Origin of the sequence: Jatrophihabitans sp., assembly GCF_036388195.1 — a bacterium.
Lineage (GTDB): Bacteria > Actinomycetota > Actinomycetes > Mycobacteriales > Jatrophihabitantaceae > Jatrophihabitans_A.
In genome coordinates this window covers 1-15,765 of record NZ_DASVSG010000080.1, presented here as the reverse complement: position 1 = coordinate 15,765, position 15,765 = coordinate 1, and the positions used below count along the sequence as shown (strand labels likewise).

Sequence of the window (15,765 nt, the reverse complement as noted above, 5' to 3'; positions counted from 1 at the left end):
GCAGTCCCCGTTCCGGAGACCGGCGCCAGTCATCGCGGTGGCTCAGACCGCGAGGACCTGCCGACCGTCGTACTGGCCGCAGTTGGCGCACGCGGTGTGCGGCAGCTTGGGCTGGCCACAGGCACGGTTGGGGCAGGTGACCAGAGTGGGGGCGCTGGTCTTCCACTGCGAGCGTCGTGCCCGGGTGTTGGCACGCGACATCTTCCGCTTCGGAACGGCCACTGCGGTTACTCCTGACTCTGGGTTGGACTGTCGGACACTGAGTTGTCGGCCACCCCGAACCGCTCGGCGAGAGCGGCCCAGCGCGGGTCGAGCTGGACGTGCGTGTGGTCGGAGGGCAGATCGTCGAGCCGTTCCCCGCACTGGGGGCACAGCCCGCCGCAGTCCGGACGGCACAGCGGCGTCAGCGGAAGGCTGAGCACCACGGTGTCGCGGACCACCGGCTCGAGATCGAGGTGATCGCCCTCGAGCCGTGGCACCTCATCGGGATCGGTGGTCTCCTCGGTCGCGCTGTCCGGATAGGCGAACAGCTCGACGAAGTCGACCTCCAGGTCCTCGGTGAAGCCGGTCAGGCACCGCCCGCATTCGCCGGCGACGGTCCCGGTGACCGTCCCGGTCGCCAGGACGCCTTCGGTCACCGATTCCAGCCGGACATCCACCACGAGCAGCGAGCCCTCGGGCACGCCGATCATGTCCAGGCCGAGTTTGGCAGGAGCTGAGATCTCTCGCCGGTACTGCCGCTGCAAACCTGCCCTGCGGCCGAGCTCCCGGGTGTCCAGGACGTACGGGCTGCGCGGGTTCACTGACGACCTCTACCGGTGTGATCTCTCAGCGGCTCGGTGAGCCGCCCTGTCAAGCTTGGCCCAAACACGGATTTGGCCGTTGTTCAGGATACCTGAGCCTTCCACCGGGCGAAAATCGGCGGCTAGGGCCGGCCCGCGACGCTCAGGGCTGGCTGAGCGCGTTGCGGCCGTTCTCGGCGGTGGCCGTCAGCCGCTGCAGGTGCTCCACCAGCTCCGACAGGGTGGCAGAGGCGTAGCTGTGCGCCTGCGCGGTGAGCGTGTCGGCCTGCTCCCGGGCCGCGGCCAGCATCGAGCGGGCGTCCTCCTCGGCTTCGGAGCGGAGCCGGGCCGCCTCGCTGACCGCGGCCTGGTGGACGCTGGCCGCCGACACCAGCTGCTCCTGCTCCCGCCGGCCGGCTTCGACCAGCTCCGCAGCCTGCGCCGTGGCGGCCGCCAGGCTCGTCCGGGCCTGGTGCTCGGCCGCCTCGACGGCAGCGCGCGCCTGCGTCTCGGCCGCGGCCACCGTGGCCGCCGCCTGTTCCTGGGCGCGCTGCAGCTGCTCCTCGGCCAGCCGGTCGGCCTCCGAGCGGATCTGGTCGCGGTGGGCCATCACCCGCCGGGCTTCGCCGAGCTCGGGCGGCAGCACCTCGCGCAGCGCGTCCAGCAGATCCAGGGTGCGCTCGCGCGGCACCACGCAGGAGGAGGACATCGGCAGCGTGCGCGCGGTCTCGATGAGCTCGACCAGCTCGGTCAGCACCTCATCGGCCCGCGCCAGGGTGTGGTCGGTCATCGCCGGACCTCGTCCAGCCGGCTCAGCAGCCGCTTGTGCACCGAGACCGGCAGCAGGCTGCTGACGTCCCCGCCGTAGGTGGCGATCTCCTTGACCAGGCTGGAGGCCAGGAAGCTGTACTCCGGGTTGGTCGGCATGAACACCGTGTCGACGCCGGCCAGCCCCCGGTTCATCTGGGCCATCTGCAGCTCGTAGTCGAAGTCGCTGACCGCCCGCAGGCCCTTGATGATCACCGGGATCTCGTGGGTCCGGCAGTAGTCGACCAGCAGCCCGTAGAACGAGTCGACCCGGACGTTGCCGTAGCCGGCGGTCACCTCGGTGAGCATCGAGATCCGCTCCTCGACGGTGAACAGGCTGGACTTGTTGCGGTTGACCAGCACCGCCACCACGACCTCGTCGTAGAGACCGGCAGCCCGGCCGATGATGTCGAGGTGGCCATTGGTGACGGGATCGAAGGAGCCCGGGCAGGCGACCTTGCGGACTATCGGCTCAGCGCTCATCTCGGCACCTTCGGATGGGGCCGCCCGCTGGCAGCGTCGCGGCGGGCGGTGAGGACTGCTACTCCCGGCGACCGTACCAAAGGCAACCCTCGCCGTAGCGTCGCTGCTTGATGGCCTTGATCTCATTCGGCCACGGCAGCGGCGCCTCCCGCGAGGACCGTTCCACCACCACGACGCCGCCGGGAACCAGCCAGCGGTCCTCGGCGAGCGCGGCCAGCAGGGTGCTGACCGAGGCGGTCGGGACGGAGTACGGCGGGTCGAGGAACACCAGGTCGAAGGGCTCGGCGGCGCCCACCGCGCTGAGGAAGGTGGCCGCCGGGCACCGGTGCACGGTGGCGCCCTCCAGCCGGAGCGCGGTGATGTTGTCCTGCAGCACCGTGGCGGCGCGGCGGTCGGACTCGACGAACACCGCGGCCTTGGCCCCCCGCGACAGCGCCTCCAGCCCGACCGCGCCGGAGCCGGCGTACAGGTCCAGCACCCGGGCTCCGGTGAGGTCCAGCTCGCCGCGCAGGGTGTTGAACAGCGCCTCCCGAGCCCGCTCGGACGTGGGACGAGTCGCCCGGGGCGGCACTGCCAGCCGCCTGCCACGCGCCTGACCACCCACGATCCGCGTCACGCATCCAGCCTAATGCCGGGCAGCGTCGGCGTCGTGCTGGAATGGGCTTGGAAGCACAGCCTGTACCCGCCTGTCCATATGACGAAGGAGAACGAATGCCACGGCCACGGATGACCTTGTGGGGCGTCGTGCTGGACTGCCCCGATGCGCAGGAGCTGGCGAGCTTCTACGAGCGGCTGCTCGGCTGGGCCCGGGAGCAGGACGAGCCGGGCTGGGCGAAACTCCGGAGCCCGGACGCGAGCACGGGCCTGTCCTTCCAGAGCGAGCCCGCCTACCAGCGACCGAGCTGGCCGACCCAGCCGCCGGAGCAGCAGATGATGATCCACCTCGACTTCAGGGTCGACGATCTGGAGCGCGCGGTCGAGCACGCCCTGGCTGCCGGCGCGGTGCTGGCCGAATTCCAGCCGCAGGACGATGTCCGGGTGTGCTTCGATCCGGTGGGGCACCCGTTCTGCCTCTTCGAGAACTAGGCCCTCTTCGAGAACTAGACCCTCTTCGAGAACTAGACCCTCTTCAAGAACTAGGCCCTCTTCAAGAACTGGGCGCCGCTCACCCCCGCAGCGGCCCGCGGTGTTGTGGCCCGGGTCGCGGTGGCTGATGCTGGACGGGTGGCCCAGCAACCCGACCCGCCGAGCTTCGTCGTGCTGTCCGAGGACTATGACGATCCCGGCGCCGCACCCGGCGGCCAGCACCCGGCGCCCCAGCGGCGGCGGGCGCCCCCGCGGCTGATCGGGCTGGCACACGACCGGCGGATCCGCTGGGCGGCCGCCCTGGCAGCCGGCGCGGCGGCCACCGGGTTCATCGCGGTCGCGGTGACCGGCGAGCACGCGGCGGCGCCCACCCGCACGCCGGCCGTCCAGGCGCCTGCGCCCGCGCCGGTGCCCACCCTGCTGGCATTCGGCCAGCCGTGGCCCACCGCGCCGGCGTCCTGCGGCTCGGTGCGCTACCAGCCGATCATGACCGCCGTCCCGCTCCGGGCCAGCACCGGCGTCCGGCTGCAGGTCGGCGGCCAGTCGGTGCACACGGTCGATGTCGATGCCAGGTCCGTGACGTCCACGCCCGGGCTGAGCCTGCCCTCGCAGCGGTTCATCACCCAGCTGGTGCCCGGCAGCGCCGGCGCCAGCTACGCCCTGGTGCAGGGGTGCGAGTCCACCGACACCAGCCAGGTGCTGCAGGTCGGCCCGGACTCCAGCCACCTGGTGCTGGCCAGCGACCGGCACATCGACTCGCTCTTCAGCGACGGCCGCGGCGGGGTGTGGGCGGCCGAGGTGGCAGACATCGCCACCGACGGGCCGATCACCATGGTGCAGCTGCCCGGCCCCGGGGTGGTCCGGCTGCCGGCCGGGCTCACCCCGGTCGCGGTGCACGGCCACCAGCTGATCGGGCTCACCAGCTCCGCGGCGGAGCGGCGCAGCGCGTCCTCGGGCACCCTGGTCAGCTACGACCTGGCCAGCCGCCGGCTCGGCAGCCGGATCGGCCGGGCCAGCTCGGTCACCGCCAGCGCCGGCGTGGTGCTGTGGACGCCAGAGCCGTGCACCCTGACGGCGGCCTGCCTGCTGCACCGCCTGGACCTGGCCACCGGTGAGCAGGACATAGGCAAATACGTCCTGCCGGTCGAGACCTCGGTGGCCGGCGGCGTGCTCAGTCCCGACCGCACCCTGTTCGCCTTTCCGCTGGCCCAGATCTACGAGGGCCCGCGAACCGACGCCGTGGGCTTCGGGCCGCCGTTCGACGTGGCCGTGCTGCACCTGGACACCGGCGCGCTGGAGCGGGTCGGCGGCTTGACGCTGCCCCCGACGGAGCTGCCGGGCCTGACCTTCTCAGCGCAGGGCAACTGGCTCGTCATCGCGCTCAACCAGGGCCGGCGCACCGAGCTGGTGCTGTGGCGGCCGGGGCTGCTGCGGCCGCTGCGCCCGGACATCCGGATCGGCGACCTGATGCTGCAGGCGCCGCCGGTGCTGGCCCGCTGACCGGCGCGTCCGGGCAGGCCAGCCTCAGGACTTGTGCAGGAACTCCGTCCGGTCGGAGTCGAAGGAGTCCCAGAGGAACTCCCGCAGGCCCGGGTGGTCGGTGAGCTCCGGATCGGCCTCGACCACCAGCTGGGCCTCGGCGCGGGCAGCCCGGATCAGCTGCTCGTCCTGCAGCAGCGAGAGCAGCTTCAGCTGGGACTTCCGGCCGGACTGGGCCGCGCCGAGCACATCGCCCTCCCGCCGCTGGGTGAGGTCGAGCTCGGCCAGGGCGAAGCCGTCGGTGGTCTTGGCGACCTCCTCCAGCCGTTGCAGCGCCGGGTGGCCGAACGGGAGCTGGCTGAGCATCAGGCACAGGCCCGGGTGCGCGCCCCGGCCGATCCGGCCGCGTAACTGGTGCAGCTGCGACACGCCGAACCGGTCGGCGTCCAGGATGACCATCAGCGAGGCATTGGGCACGTTGATGCCGACCTCGATGACGGTGGTGGCCACCAGCACGTCCAGGCCGCCGGCGGCGAACGCCGACATCACGGCGCTCTTGTCCTCGGCCGGCATCCGCCCGTGCAGCTGGCCCAGCCGCAGCCCGCGCAGCTGGTCGCTGCTCAACTCGGCGTAGGTCCCCAGCACGGACGCGGTCTGGGGCTGGTCCTCGCCGGACGCGCCGATGTCCTCGGCGTCGGAGTCATCGCCGATCCGGGGGCAGACGAGAAACGCCTGCCGGCCCTCGGCGACCTCCTCCCGGATTCGCTGCCAGACCCGCTCCAGCCAGTCCGGACGCTCGGTGACCGGCACCACGGTGCTGCTCACCGTCCCCCGGCCGCCGGGCAGCTCGTGCAGCTCGGAGGTCTCCAGGTCCCCGAAGACCGTCATCGCGACCGTCCGCGGGATCGGGGTGGCGGTCATCACCAGCAGGTGCGGCGGGCTGGCGGCCTTGCTGCGCAGGGCATCGCGCTGCTCCACCCCGAACCGGTGCTGCTCGTCGATGACCACCAGGCCGAGCTCGGCGAACTGCACCTGGTCCTGGATCAGCGCGTGGGTGCCGATCACGATCCCGGCCGCTCCGGAGGCGATCTCCAGCAGCGCGGCGCGGCGGGCCGGCGTCGACATCGACCCGGTCAGCAGCACCACCTGGGTGCCCTGCTCCTCCCCGCCCAGCCGGCCCGCCTGGGCCAGCCCGCCGAGCAGGTCGGTGATGCTGCGCTCGTGCTGGGCGGCCAGCACCTCGGTGGGCGCCAGCAGCGCGGCCTGGGCGCCGGCGTCGACGACCTGGAGCATCGCGCGCAACGCGAGCACCGTCTTGCCGGAGCCCACCTCGCCCTGCAGCAGCCGGTGCATCGGGTGGGACGCGGCCAGCTCGCCCTCGATCACCGCCGCGATCTCGCGCTGCTCCCCGGTGAACTCGAACGGCAGCCGCCGCTGGAAGGCATCGACCAGGCCACCGGCCACCCGGGGCCGGGCCAGCGCCGGATTGGCGGCGCTGGCATGCCGGCGCTGCGCGAGCACCAGCTGGACGCCCAGCGCCTCGTCGAAGGCCAGCCGCCGGCGCGCCTGGTGGTACTCGGCCATCGTCTCCGGCCGGTGGATCCGGCGCAGCGCCGCGTCCAGCTCCATCACCGACGCACGGGCCCGGACCGGCGCCAGCAGCGGATCGGGCACCGGGTCCAGCTGGTCCAGCGCCAGCCGGACGCAGCGCGCGATGGTCCAGGACGGCAGCCCCGCGGCGGCCGGGTACACCGGCAGCAGCGCGCCGGCGAAGTCCTGCGCCTGCTCCTCGGCCAGCTCCGGGCCGTCGAGGCCGGTGTCTCCCAGCAGGATGTAGTCCGGGGAGTTCAGCTGCAGCTTGTCGCGGAACCTGGTCACCTTGCCGGCGAACATGCCCTGCCGGCCGGGCCGCAGGTCGCGCTCGCGCCAGGGCTGGTTGAAGAAGCTCAACGTCGCGCGGTGCCGGCCGGAGCGGATCGAGACCTCGAGGATGTTGAGCTTGCGGCCGGGGATGCGGCGGGTGCTGGTGGACTCCACCTCGGCCAGCACCGTCACCTCCTCGCCCTCGACCAGCTTGGAGAGGTCGGTCAGCTCGCCCCGCTCGTTGAACCGGCGGGGGTAGTGCCGGATCAGCTGGCCCACCGTCGTGTACCCCAGCGCCTTCTCGACCGCCTTGCTGGACTTGCCGCCCAGCACGTCGCGCAGCAGGGTGGTGCGGGTCGCCATGACGCCACTGTGCCAGACCGGTTACTCGACCCCGATCAGCAACGGGAACCCGGGCTGGCCACCGACGAACACGCCGACCTCGACGAGCGGATGCCGGCTGCGCAGGTAGCTGTGCAGCGCGTCCGCGGCGGCCTCCGCGCCCGGGTCGGCGCCGGAGAGCACCGTCACCAGCTCACCGCCGGCGGCCACCAGCCGGCTGACCAGGCTGATCCCGACCTCGCCGACGTCGGAGCCGATCTCGACCACCTCGCCGTCGATCAGGCCGAGGACGTCACCGGCCGAGCACCGGCCGGCGTAGGTGATGGAGTCACCGGCCGCGATGGTCACCTCGGCGAACCGGGTGGTGAGGGCGGCCTCGGCCAGCGCGATCACGTTGTCCTCGAACCGCCGGGTCCCGTCGTGCACCGCGACGGCGGCCAGCCCCTGCACCGGCGACTTGGTGGGGATCACCGCGACGTTGACGTCCTGCTCGCGGGCCTGGGCGGCAGCGGCCTCGGCCACCGCCCGCATCGCCGGGGCGTTCGGGAGCAGGATCACCTGGCCGGCGCCGGTCTGCAGGATCTCGGCCAGCACCCGGTCCGCGGACGGGGCCGTGCTCTCGCTCGGCCCACCCTCGACGACGGCCACCCCCTCGGAGCGGAACAGGTCGGCCAGCCCGTCCCCGGGCGCCACGGCGACCAGGGCGGTGCCTGAGCGGCCGGTCCGCGCTGGTTGGGTGGCGACCTGGTCGGCGAACCGGACGACGGTGATCCGGTGCGGCCGGCCGGCCTCGATGCCGGCCTCGATCGCCGCGCCCACGTCGTTGACGTGCACGTGGACGTTGAACAGGCCGTCGCCGGTCCCGACCACGGCGAGGGAGTCACCGAGCTCGGCGAGCACCGCCTTCAGCGAGGACAGCGCCGATTCCGGGGCGTGCAGCAGGTACTGCACCTCGTAGCCGAACTCCGGGCTGCCGGACTCGCGCACCGTTTCCAGCCCCTGCCGGCTGCGGGCCGGTGGCAGCTGCGCCGGTCCGGGCGCGCCCTGGCCGGTGATCACCGCGGCGAGGGCGTCCAGCAGGATCACCAGGCCGCAGCCGCCGGCGTCCACCACGCCGGCCTCGGCCAGCACCGCCAGCTGCTGGGGGGTGTCGGCCAGCGCGGTGGTGGCGCCGGACGCGGCGGCGGACACCACGGCGGCCAGCTCCGGGGCGTCGCCGAGCTCCTCGGCGGCCTGCGCGCTCTCCCGCACGACCGACAGCATGGTGCCCTCGACCGGCTCGGCGACGGCCGCATAGGCCGCGTCGCTGGCCATCCGCAAACCCTTGACGAGCAGCCGGCCGTCCGCCTCGACCGCGCCGTGGCAGGCCTCGGCCAGGCCCGAGAGGATCTGGGAGACGATCACTCCGGAATTGCCGCGGGCCCCGAGCAGCGCCCCCTTCGCCATCGCGGCCAGCACCCCGCCGACGGTGCCCGAACGGTCGGCCGCCACCGCGTCGGCGGCGCTGTGCAGGGTCAGCGCGAGGTTGGTGCCGGTGTCGCCGTCGGGGATCGGAAAGACGTTGAGGTCATCGATCTCGCCCCGGCGGGCATCGAGGCCATCGACCACCGCGCTGCACCACCGGCGGACCGCCGAGGCATCCAGCAGCGCGAGCATCCGTGCCCCTTCCTCACCGACACCGGGCGTTGCGGTCTGGCCGATACCCTACTGGGGACGGTCCGGGCTGCCGGTTTGGATAGCGCTGACGTCGCTGGCTACACTTGGCCGGTTGTCCGAACGTTCGTCACCCAAGATCTTGAGGAGGCCATTGTGGCCAGCCACTGCGATGTCTGCGGCAAGGGGCCCGGCTTCGGCATGTCCGTCTCGCACTCGCACCGCCGTACCCACCGCCGGTGGAACCCGAACGTGCAGACCGTCCGTGCGCTCGTCGCGCCGGGCACCCGCCGCCGGGTCTCGGTGTGCACCTCCTGCCTGAAGGCCGGCAAGGTCACCCGCGCCTAGCCGCAGCCTGCCAGCATCCACCGGGCCGGTTCCCTTACGGGAGCCGGCCCGTTGTTCTCTCCCACCGTCCCGGCTCAGCGGAAGTGCTGGTGGCCCAGGTGTGCCCAGCGCAGGCCGTCCACCCGCACCTCGGAGCCCTCGTTGACCATTCCGATCACCTGCCAGGTGTCGGGCAGCCGGGTGTCGTTGGGGAAGGTCGCCACCAGCGCGTAGTCGTCCCCGCCGCCCAGCACCCAGGTCATCGGGTCGATGTTCAGCGCCGAGGAGACGTCCCGGAGCTTGGCCGCCGGGGCCAGCGCGTCGCCGCGCAGCTCGATCCGCACCCCGCTGGCTTCGGCGAGGTGCCCGAGGTCGGAGATCAGGCCGTCGGAGACGTCGGTCATGGCGGTGGCGCCCAGCTCGGCGGCCCGGATGCCCTCCCGATAGGGCGGCTCGGGACGGCGGTGGGCGTTGACCACCTGCACCGGCGAGCGGAAGCCCCGCGACAGCACCGCGAACCCGGCCGCCGCCCAGCCGAGCCGGCCGGTGACCGCCACCACGTTGCCGGGCCTCGCGCCGGACAGCCGGACCGGCTGGCGACCCTGCAGGTCCCCCAGGGCGGTCACCGCGAGCATCACCGACTCGGCCGCGCTGACATCGCCGCCCACCACGGCCGCGCCGACCTCGGCGCACTCCTCGGCGAAGCCGGCCAGCAGCGAGTCCAGCCAGCTCAGCTCCAGCTCGGCCGGGGCGGCCAGGCCCACCAGCAGCGCGGTCGGCTGGGCGCCCATCGCGACGATGTCGGCGAAGTTGCGGGCGGCCGCCTTGTGGCCGATGTCGTTGGCGGTCGACCAATCCCGGCGGAAATGCCGGTTCTCGATGAGCAGGTCGGTCGAGGCGACCACCCGGCCGTCGGCGAAGGACAGCACCGCGGCGTCGTCACCCCGGCCGACCACCGCCGATTCGGCAGGGGGCAGCGCGGCGGTGATCCGCCGGATCAGGCCGAACTCCCCCAGGTCAGCGATCGTTCTCGGCTCAGAAATGTCGACCAGCCTCCAGCGCGTGCGGTTCTCGATCCGGCCGGCGGCGGCCGGTCCTTCGGGTGCTGCCTCCCATGATCCCCGCCGGGCTGTCCGCGCCTGACACTGACCACCGGTGTTGCGCTACGTTCTAGCTGCTGCGGTCAGCTCCACCGACCCAGCGCTCCGACGCCACGACGACGAAAGGACGTGCCGTGCCCGATACGGTCAACGCCTACATTCTCATCCAGACCGAGGTCGGCAAGGCCGCCTCGGTGGCGCAGGAGATCGCTGAGCTCCAGGGCGTCACGATGGCCGAGGACGTCACCGGCCCCTACGACGTGATCGTGCGCGCCGAGGCCACCAGCATGGACGAGCTGGGCCGGATGGTGGTGGCCCGGGTGCAGGGCGTCGCCGGCATCACCCGCACCCTGACCTGCCCGGTGGTCCATATCTAGCGGCAGCGGGGCAGCGCACGACCCGAGGACGAGCCATCGACAGCGCACAACGTCGAGCCGCGGTGATCGCCACCGCGATCGCGGCCCCGATGACGGTGCTGCTGGCGTTCCTGCTGTCCGCCGGGCACTCCCCGGAGCCTTCGGACAACAAGGACCCGGCGCCGTCGGGCTCGGTGCTGCCCGCGGTGACGGCGCCGGCGCCGCCCAAGCCGGACGCCGCCACCCAGGCGGCCTGCGTCAAGGTCTTCGCCAAGCTGCCGGTGCAGCTGGGGCAGCTGCCCCCGCGCCGGACCCAGACCGACTCCTCGTTCGTCGCCGCCTGGGGGGACCCGGCCGTGGTGGTCCGGTGCGGGGTTGCCAAGCCCGCGGTGTTCGGCACCCCGGAGGCGGCCCAGCTGGTGGAGGTCAACAGGGTTCTCTGGCAACCGGACCCGCAACGGGACCGGACCGTCTACACGACCGTCGACCGCAGCGTCTCCATCGATGTCACGGTGCCGGCCGGCGCGGACCAGCCGCTGCCGCTGCTGGCGCCGGCGGTGTCTGCGTTGCCCGCGCTGTGCACCGCCACCGACGCTGCCGGCAACACCGGCGCCAAGCTCCCGATCTGCAGCGCCGACCGCTGAGCCGGCCTACTTCGCGTGCTGGGCCAGCGCGGTGGCGATCAGCCGGTCCAGCAGCTCGGAGTACTCGACGCCGGTGGCCGCCCACATCTTGGGATACATCGAGATGGCGGTGAACCCCGGCATGGTGTTCACCTCGTTCAGCACCAGCCGGCCGTCCCGGTCGAGGAAGAAGTCGACCCGTGCCAGGCCCGCGCAGTCCAGCGCCCGGAACGCCCGGCAGGACGCGTCCTGGATCGCCTGGATGGTGTCGACCCCGACATCGGCCGGAATGTCGAACTCGGAGGCGTCCTCGAGGTATTTGGCCTCGAAGCTGTACCAGTCGTAGTCCGGGCGCAGCCTGATCTCGGCGGGCAGCGACGCCGACACCGTGCCGTCGGCGTCCTGCAGCACGCCGCACTCGATCTCGCGTCCCAGCACGGCGGCCTCGATCAGCACCTTCGAGTCGTGCTCGAAGGCGAGTTTGAGCGCGGCCGGCAGCTCGTCGAGGGAGCGGATCTTCGAGATGCCGATGCTGGAGCCGGCCCGCGCGGGCTTGACGAACACCGGCAGGCCGAGCTCCTCCAGCGCCCGCTCATCGACCGGATCGCCCGGCTTGAGCACCAGGTAGCGGCCGACGTCGAGCCCCGCGGCTGCGAGCATGGTCTTGGCGAACGCCTTGTCCATCGCCGCGGCGCTGGCCAGCACGCCGGAGCCGACATAGCCGACGCCGGCCATCTCCAGCAGCCCCTGGATGGTGCCGTCCTCGCCGTAGGCGCCGTGCAGCACCGGGAAGACCAGGTCGACGCTGTCCAGGACGGCGATCGCCGACGCCGGGTCGAAGACCGCCACCTCGCCGTTGTCGGGACGCAGCGCGACGTCGGCGCCGGCCGGCAGCACCTCGGGCAGCGCCTGGTCGGCGATCTGCAGCTCCTGCGGCCGGACGTCGGTCCGCACCCAGCCACCGGATCTGGTGATGCCCAGGGTCAGCACTTCGTACCGGGCCGGGTCGAGCGCGGCGAGGACGCTGCCGGCGCTGAGCACCGAGATCGGGTGCTCGCAGCTGCGCCCGCCGTAGACGACCGCGATCCGTATCCGTGGAGCCATGGTTTTCGAGGCTAGCGGAGAACTACTCGCTCTTCGTGGACCGGCTCATCAGCAGCCGCGCGGCGTCCACCGGGGCGAGGTTGCCGTAGCAGACCGAATCCATCACCCGGGTGATCGGGACGTCGACGCCGTGCCGGCTGGCCAGCTCCAGCACCGACCGGCAGGACTTCACCCCTTCGGCGACCTGGCCGTGGGTGGCCTCCTGGGCCTGGTCCAGGCTCTCGCCCTTGCCCAGCCGCTCACCGAAACTGCGGTTGCGCGACAGCGGCGAGGCGCAGGTGGCGACCAGATCGCCCAGCCCGGCGAGCCCGGCGAAGGTCACCGGATCAGCGCCCAGCGCCATCCCCAGCCTGGAGGTCTCGGCCAGGCCGCGGGTGATCAGCGAGGCGATGGTGTTGTTCCCGAAACCCATTCCGGCCGCCATGCCGCAGGCCAGCGCGATGACGTTCTTGACCGCCCCGCCCAGCTCGGTGCCGACCACGTCGATATTGGTGTACGGCCTGAAGTACGGGGCGTTGCACGCCTGCTGCACCAACGCGCCGCGGTCGGTGTCGGTGCAGGCGACCACCGTCGCGGTCGGTTGCTCCATGGCGATCTCGCGCGCCAGGTTGGGGCCCGAGACCACCGCGACCCGGTCGGCGCCGGCGCCGGCGACCTCGCTGATCACCTCGCTCATCCGCTTCACGGTGCCGAGCTCGATGCCTTTCATCAGGCTGACCAGGGTCGCCTCGGCCGGGATCAGCCCGGCCCAGCCGGCCAGGTTCTCCCGCAGCGTCTGGGACGGGATCGCCAGCACCACCAGATCGGCGCCGTCCAGCGCTTCGGCGGCGTCCGCGGTGGCCTGCAGCGACCGAGGCAGGGCCAGCCCCGTCAGGTAGTCGGGATTGACGTGCTCGCGGCTGATGGTGTGGGCAAGCTCGGGCCGGCGGGCCCAGATCACGGTGTCGGTGCCGGCATCGACCAGCACCTTGGCGAAGGTGGTCCCCCACGAGCCGGCGCCCAGCACCGCGGCGCGGGTCATGACTGACCTTCCTTCGCCGCCGGGCGGCGGTAGAACTGCGCCGGTGGCTGCTCGCCGCGGATGTCGGCCACCAGGTCCCGGATCGAGGCCATGATCCGGTCGGTCATCTGGTGCAGCACCTCGGAGTCGGGCGCGCTGCCGGCGAAGTCGGACAGATCCACCGGCGGGCCGGCGGCGATGGTGATCTGCTTGCGCGGGAACGGCCGGAAGCGGCGGGCGTAGAAATCGAGGAAGTGCTGGGCGCCCCACTGCCCGACCGGCACCACCGGCACCCCGGGTGCCAGCAGCGCGAGCCGGGCGACGCCGGTCTTGGCCTGCATCGGCCAGAAGTCCGGATCCCTGGTCACCGTGCCCTCGGGGTAGATCAGCACGACCTCACCGCGTCCCAGCGCATCCACGGCGGCCTGCAGCGCCTGGGCCGCGTCCGCGGTGTCGCGGTGCACCGGGATCTGGCCGGCCCCGGTGACGATCCGCCCGAGCGGGAACGGCAGCGTGAACAGGCTGGCCTTGGCCAGGTAGCGCGGCACCCGGCCGGCATCCCAGATGAACCGGGCGAAGATCAGCGGATCGGCGTAGGAGATGTGGTTGACCGCCACGATCGCCGGGCCGGTTACCGGAATCCGGTCCAGGCCCACCCAGCGGCGCCGGAACAGCAGGCTGACCAGGGGGTAGACCACGACAACGGCGAACCGCATGTACGGCCCCACCCGCTCCGCGTGCCGTCGTGCCAATCGAGTTCCTTCCTGGTGACTTCCGACCCGGGCGGGCCGCGCCGGTGGGTGCGAGTCTGCCACCGCCGTGCGCTGGTGGCAGCATCTTGGGAGTGCAATGGCGAGTTCTCGTTCCGATCAAGCACGGGGCGCCGGCCAAGACCCGGCTGCGTCCTGCCACCGGCGAGCAGGATCGCCACGCCGAACTGGTTCGCGCCATCCAGCTCGACACCTTGGACGCGGTGCTCGCACTGCAGGCCCATCCCCTGCTGGGCGGGCTGTTCATCGTGTCGGGAGGAGTCTCCGGAGAACCATCCGGGCCTCCGGCGCTGCCGGCCGGGATCGAGGTCCTGCCCGACGCGGGCGGCGGCCTGAACCCGGCGCTGGCCGCGGCGGCCGCTGAGCTGGCCCGGAGGTTTCCCGCGGACGGGGTGGTCGCTCTGGTCGCCGACCTGCCGGCGTTGCGCCCGGCCGACCTGCTGGCCGTGCTGCGCGGGGCGCCGGCTACCGGACGGAGCTTCGTCCGCGACCTCGACGGCAGCGGGACCACGCTGCTGGCCGCGGGCCCGGGCGAGCCGCTGGCGCCGCTGTTCGGCCCGGGCTCGGCGCAGCGGCACCTGGACTCCGGCGCCCTGGAGCTCGACGCCGCCGCCAGCCTGCGCTGCGACGTGGACTCCGCGGCCGATCTGCGCCGGTGCCTGGAGCTGGGAGTGGGAACGCTGACCTCCCGGCTGGTGGCGCACCTGGTGTGACGGCTGGCGCCATCGGCCGGGCTGGCGTCATCAGCCGGTCTGGCGCCATCGGCCGGGCAGCGTGATCGGCCGGGCGGCGTGATCGGCCGGGCGACGTGATCAGCCGGGCGACGTGATCAGCCGGGCAGCGAGGTCGGCTGATCGGGTTTCGACGGGCAGAATGGGTTTCATGACCGACACTGTTGCTTCCGCGGAATCTCCGGCCGGCGCGATCGCGACGGCGCCGGTCGTCGAAGGCGAGGCCGAGCTGCCCGAAGGCCGGTTCTCCAACCGGGAGATGTCGTGGCTGAACTTCAACGCCCGGGTGCTGGCGCTGGCCGAGGACCGGCGGCAGCCGCTGCTGGAGCGGATGAAGTTCCTGGCGATCTTCGCGAGCAATCTCGACGAGTTCTACATGGTGCGGGTGGCCGGGTTGAAGCGGCGGCTGGAGATGGGGCTGGGGGTTCGCTCCGCGGACGGGCTCACCATCCGGGAAACCATGGTCCTGATCGGGGAACGCAGCCGCGAGCTGGTGGCCCGGCACGCCCGGTGCTTCAGCACCGACATCGAGCCGGCGCTGGCCGCCGAGGGCATCCGGGTCCTGAGCTGGGAACACCTCGACGTCGATCAGCAGCAGCAGCTGACCGAGTACTTCCACTCCAAGATCTTTCCGGTGCTCACCCCGCTGGCCGTCGACCCGGCGCATCCCTTTCCCTACATCTCCGGGCTGTCGCTCAACCTGGCGGTGCTGGTCCGCGAGCCCGGGTCGGAGCTGGACAAGTTCGCCCGGGTGAAGGTGCCCAACAACGTCCCCCGGTTCGTCACGGTGCACAAGACGGCCGAGTCGGCGGGCTTCCTGCCGATCGAGGAGTTGATCGCGGCGCACCTGTCGGCGCTGTTCCCGGGAATGCAGATCGTCCAGCACCACCTGTTCCGGGTCACCCGCAACACCGATTTCGAGGTGGACGAGGACCGCGACGAGGACCTGCTGCAGGCGCTGGAGCGAGAGCTGGTCCGGCGCCGGTTCGGCCCGGCCGTGCGGCTGGAGGTGGCCGAGAACATCGCCGACCAGGTGCTGGACCTGCTGACCAGCGAGATCGACGTCGAGCCCGAGCAGGTGCTGCGGGTTCCGGGCCTGCTCGATCTCACCGCGCTCTGGCAGGTCTATGACGTCGACCGGCCGGCGTTGAAGGAGAAGCCGTTCGTGCCGGCGACCCATCCTCGTTTCGTCGACGGCGAGACGCCGAAGTCGGTCTTCGCGACCCTGCGCGACGGCGACGTGCTGGTGCACCATCCCT

The 15,765-nt window shown here is 72.3% G+C and carries 17 protein-coding genes and 1 pseudogene; 7 read left to right on the top strand and 11 right to left on the bottom strand.

Features of this window, described 5'->3' with window-relative positions; all coding sequences use genetic code 11:
- Positions 1–42 precede the first annotated feature (42 nt).
- The 5 genes from rpmF to rsmD form a co-directional block, all read right to left on the bottom strand.
- A complete protein-coding gene (gene rpmF, locus VF612_RS08510; RefSeq protein ID WP_408652758.1) occupies positions 43–222 on the bottom strand; it encodes a 50S ribosomal protein L32 in 180 nt (59 codons plus the stop codon).
- Positions 223–227: 5 nt separating this feature from the next.
- Positions 228–803: a YceD family protein gene (locus tag VF612_RS08505; RefSeq protein ID WP_408659424.1), complete on the bottom strand. Its 576-nt coding sequence runs from the start codon at positions 801–803 to the stop codon at positions 228–230.
- Positions 804–945: 142 nt separating this feature from the next.
- Positions 946–1,572 carry a hypothetical protein gene (locus VF612_RS08500; RefSeq protein WP_408659423.1) on the bottom strand — a complete coding sequence of 209 codons (627 nt, stop codon included), beginning with the start codon at positions 1,570–1,572 and terminating at the stop codon, positions 946–948.
- Entirely contained in the window at positions 1,569–2,072 is a 504-nt protein-coding gene (coaD, locus tag VF612_RS08495; protein WP_408659422.1) for a pantetheine-phosphate adenylyltransferase, read from the bottom strand. Before coaD ends, VF612_RS08500 begins: the two co-directional genes overlap by 4 nt.
- A 58-nt stretch (positions 2,073–2,130) precedes the next feature.
- Entirely contained in the window at positions 2,131–2,688 is a 558-nt protein-coding gene (gene rsmD / locus VF612_RS08490) for a 16S rRNA (guanine(966)-N(2))-methyltransferase RsmD (RefSeq protein WP_408659421.1), read from the bottom strand.
- 95 nt (positions 2,689–2,783) lie between these two features.
- Between rsmD and VF612_RS08485 the strand changes: the two genes are divergently transcribed.
- Both VF612_RS08485 and VF612_RS08480 read left to right on the top strand, forming a co-directional pair.
- Entirely contained in the window at positions 2,784–3,158 is a 375-nt protein-coding gene (locus tag VF612_RS08485; protein ID WP_408659420.1) for a VOC family protein, read from the top strand.
- Between the two features lie 138 nt (positions 3,159–3,296).
- Positions 3,297–4,658 carry a hypothetical protein gene (locus tag VF612_RS08480; protein ID WP_408659419.1) on the top strand — a complete coding sequence of 454 codons (1,362 nt, stop codon included), beginning with the start codon at positions 3,297–3,299 and terminating at the stop codon, positions 4,656–4,658.
- A gap of 24 nt (positions 4,659–4,682) precedes the next feature.
- Here VF612_RS08480 and recG read toward each other — a convergent pair whose 3' ends face one another.
- Entirely contained in the window at positions 4,683–6,863 is a 2,181-nt protein-coding gene (gene recG / locus VF612_RS08475; protein WP_408659418.1) for an ATP-dependent DNA helicase RecG, read from the bottom strand.
- Between the two features lie 21 nt (positions 6,864–6,884).
- On the bottom strand, positions 6,885–8,498 hold the full coding sequence (locus VF612_RS08470) for a DAK2 domain-containing protein (protein WP_408659417.1): 1,614 nt from the start codon (positions 8,496–8,498) through the stop codon (positions 6,885–6,887).
- 153 nt (positions 8,499–8,651) lie between these two features.
- On the opposite strand from VF612_RS08470, the gene rpmB reads away from it, so the two are divergent.
- Positions 8,652–8,843 carry a 50S ribosomal protein L28 gene (rpmB, locus tag VF612_RS08465; protein WP_408651631.1) on the top strand — a complete coding sequence of 64 codons (192 nt, stop codon included), beginning with the start codon at positions 8,652–8,654 and terminating at the stop codon, positions 8,841–8,843.
- A 74-nt stretch (positions 8,844–8,917) separates the two neighbouring features.
- Here rpmB and VF612_RS08460 read toward each other — a convergent pair whose 3' ends face one another.
- A complete protein-coding gene (locus tag VF612_RS08460) occupies positions 8,918–9,847 on the bottom strand; it encodes a thiamine-phosphate kinase (RefSeq protein ID WP_408659435.1) in 930 nt (309 codons plus the stop codon).
- A 209-nt stretch (positions 9,848–10,056) separates the two neighbouring features.
- Here VF612_RS08460 and VF612_RS08455 point away from each other — a divergent pair, with 209 nt between their 5' ends.
- Both VF612_RS08455 and VF612_RS08450 read left to right on the top strand, forming a co-directional pair.
- Positions 10,057–10,299 (top strand): Lrp/AsnC family transcriptional regulator, encoded by a 243-nt coding sequence (locus tag VF612_RS08455; RefSeq protein WP_408657481.1) that lies wholly within the window; start codon positions 10,057–10,059, stop codon positions 10,297–10,299.
- Between the two features lie 62 nt (positions 10,300–10,361).
- Positions 10,362–10,922: a DUF3515 family protein gene (locus VF612_RS08450; protein WP_408659416.1), complete on the top strand. Its 561-nt coding sequence runs from the start codon at positions 10,362–10,364 to the stop codon at positions 10,920–10,922.
- Positions 10,923–10,928: 6 nt separating this feature from the next.
- On the opposite strand, the gene VF612_RS08445 is transcribed toward VF612_RS08450, so the two are convergent.
- Genes VF612_RS08445 through VF612_RS08435 form a run of 3 tightly spaced genes read right to left on the bottom strand, consistent with a single transcriptional unit; the run spans position 10,929 to position 13,757 of the window.
- Positions 10,929–12,005: a D-alanine--D-alanine ligase family protein gene (locus VF612_RS08445; RefSeq protein WP_408659415.1), complete on the bottom strand. Its 1,077-nt coding sequence runs from the start codon at positions 12,003–12,005 to the stop codon at positions 10,929–10,931.
- Positions 12,006–12,027: 22 nt separating this feature from the next.
- Positions 12,028–13,026: an NAD(P)H-dependent glycerol-3-phosphate dehydrogenase gene (locus tag VF612_RS08440; protein WP_408659414.1), complete on the bottom strand. Its 999-nt coding sequence runs from the start codon at positions 13,024–13,026 to the stop codon at positions 12,028–12,030.
- Positions 13,023–13,757, bottom strand: a complete 735-nt coding sequence (locus tag VF612_RS08435; protein WP_408659413.1) for a lysophospholipid acyltransferase family protein — start codon at positions 13,755–13,757, stop codon at positions 13,023–13,025. Before VF612_RS08435 ends, VF612_RS08440 begins: the two co-directional genes overlap by 4 nt.
- Before the next feature lie 92 nt (positions 13,758–13,849).
- On the opposite strand from VF612_RS08435, the gene cofC reads away from it, so the two are divergent.
- Entirely contained in the window at positions 13,850–14,488 is a 639-nt protein-coding gene (gene cofC / locus VF612_RS08430) for a 2-phospho-L-lactate guanylyltransferase (RefSeq protein WP_408659412.1), read from the top strand.
- Positions 14,489–14,657: 169 nt separating this feature from the next.
- Positions 14,658–15,765, top strand: a pseudogene (locus VF612_RS08425) (RNA degradosome polyphosphate kinase); the annotation flags it as partial.

Bases quoted from the DNA above. Each gene is read 5' to 3' on its own strand.
- VF612_RS08500 (WP_408659423.1), bottom strand. From the start codon at position 1,572: ATGACCGACCACACCCTGGCGCGGGCCGATGAGGTGCTGACCGAGCTG.
- coaD (WP_408659422.1), bottom strand. From the start codon at position 2,072: ATGAGCGCTGAGCCGATAGTCCGCAAGGTCGCCTGCCCGGGCTCCTTC.
- VF612_RS08485 (WP_408659420.1), top strand. From the start codon at position 2,784: ATGCCACGGCCACGGATGACCTTGTGGGGCGTCGTGCTGGACTGCCCC.
- recG (WP_408659418.1), bottom strand. From the start codon at position 6,863: ATGGCGACCCGCACCACCCTGCTGCGCGACGTGCTGGGCGGCAAGTCC.
- VF612_RS08470 (WP_408659417.1), bottom strand. From the start codon at position 8,498: ATGCTCGCGCTGCTGGATGCCTCGGCGGTCCGCCGGTGGTGCAGCGCG.
- VF612_RS08445 (WP_408659415.1), bottom strand. From the start codon at position 12,005: ATGGCTCCACGGATACGGATCGCGGTCGTCTACGGCGGGCGCAGCTGC.
- VF612_RS08440 (WP_408659414.1), bottom strand. From the start codon at position 13,026: ATGACCCGCGCCGCGGTGCTGGGCGCCGGCTCGTGGGGGACCACCTTC.